The following is a 1,121-nucleotide window of genomic DNA, read 5'->3' on the forward strand; positions in this document are numbered from 1 at the left end:
TGGGACAACAGTTTTTTTAATTCAGATTCTGTTTCTAATATTTGAGTTTTCGTTCTCATCTAATAACTGCAATCACTTAATAATTTTGTACCTATTTTATTGTAACAATCTTTTGGGAAATTGGTATTAGCATATTCCCGACCAGCTTCATAGGCAATTGTACTTCGAGCTTTACCACAAGCAATCAGATTCAGTTGAGCTAGTTCATCTCGTTTAGTTTGTTGGGTAATTAAGGTAGTACCGTGATTTAATTGATTAACCAGTTCAAAAATTCGCTCTTCTCTTTCTGAGGGGGAAATCTTTTCTAAAAGTAGTTCTCCGATGTGATAATGGGTTCTTTTTTTCTGACTATCAACTATCAAAGAATAGGCAGCTTGTTGAACGCGATCGTGCAAGAAGCGATAACCCACTGCAATACCCTCTGCTCGATCGTCGTCTTTTTCCCATTCTTGGAAAAACTTGTAGGCTTGGGTTTGAGGTAAAATCAGTCCTTCTCGCAAGGCACTCCACAAATCGGTTGCTACTTCTTCGGAAGAGGTTTCGCAGATAATTGCTAAAGTATCCAAGTCAAATTGATTGCCGATACAGGCGGCTAATTTCAGGACTTCTCGGGTTGCTTCGGGCAACTTGTGCAACCGTCCGGCCATAAATTCCACTACATCATCCGTGAGAGCTGCATCTCGCACTTTTACCAAATCGCATTCCCAATATCCCAAATTCGGGTTAAATGTAATTAACCCATCCTCATGTAACCCTTTTAAAAACTGGGTCGTAAAAAAGGGATTGCCTCTGGTTTTTTGATAGACTAAATCTGTTAAAGGAGCCGCTAACTCTACGGTACAACTGAGGGTTTCGGCAACCAATTGATTGATATGACCCATCGATAAGGGGACTAGAGTAATCTTCGATATCGTCGTATTTTGTTCTCTTGGTGCGCGTTCCCTAGCGCCGGAAACCGGCGCGGGGTCGCACCGCTTCTCCAAGTCCGCCAAAGCTCACGGGGTGACAAGCTAGTTGAAAGCTATATATAGAGACGAATTTGCGTTCGGGAACTGAAGAATACTTCAACTAAAATCAAACTCTTATTGAGAATGAATGAGGTGTAGTGCGTTAGAAGAGCT

1 protein-coding gene is annotated in these 1,121 nt (G+C 41.6%); it reads right to left on the reverse strand.

Features of this window, described 5'->3' with window-relative positions:
• Positions 1-59 precede the first annotated feature (59 nt).
• Positions 60-881, reverse strand: a complete 822-nt coding sequence (locus tag F6K22_RS41345) for an ATP-binding protein (RefSeq protein ID WP_363275598.1) — start codon at positions 879-881, stop codon at positions 60-62.
• Between the last annotated feature and the right edge of the window lie 240 nt (positions 882-1,121).

The organism is Okeania sp. SIO2F4 (assembly GCF_010672385.1).
In the GTDB taxonomy this organism is placed as follows: Bacteria; Cyanobacteriota; Cyanobacteriia; order Cyanobacteriales; family Microcoleaceae; genus Trichodesmium.

Excerpts from the sequence above, each read along its gene's own strand:
- F6K22_RS41345 (WP_363275598.1), bottom strand. The coding sequence starts at position 881 with ATGGGTCATATCAATCAATTGGTTGCCGAAACCCTCAGTTGTACCGTA.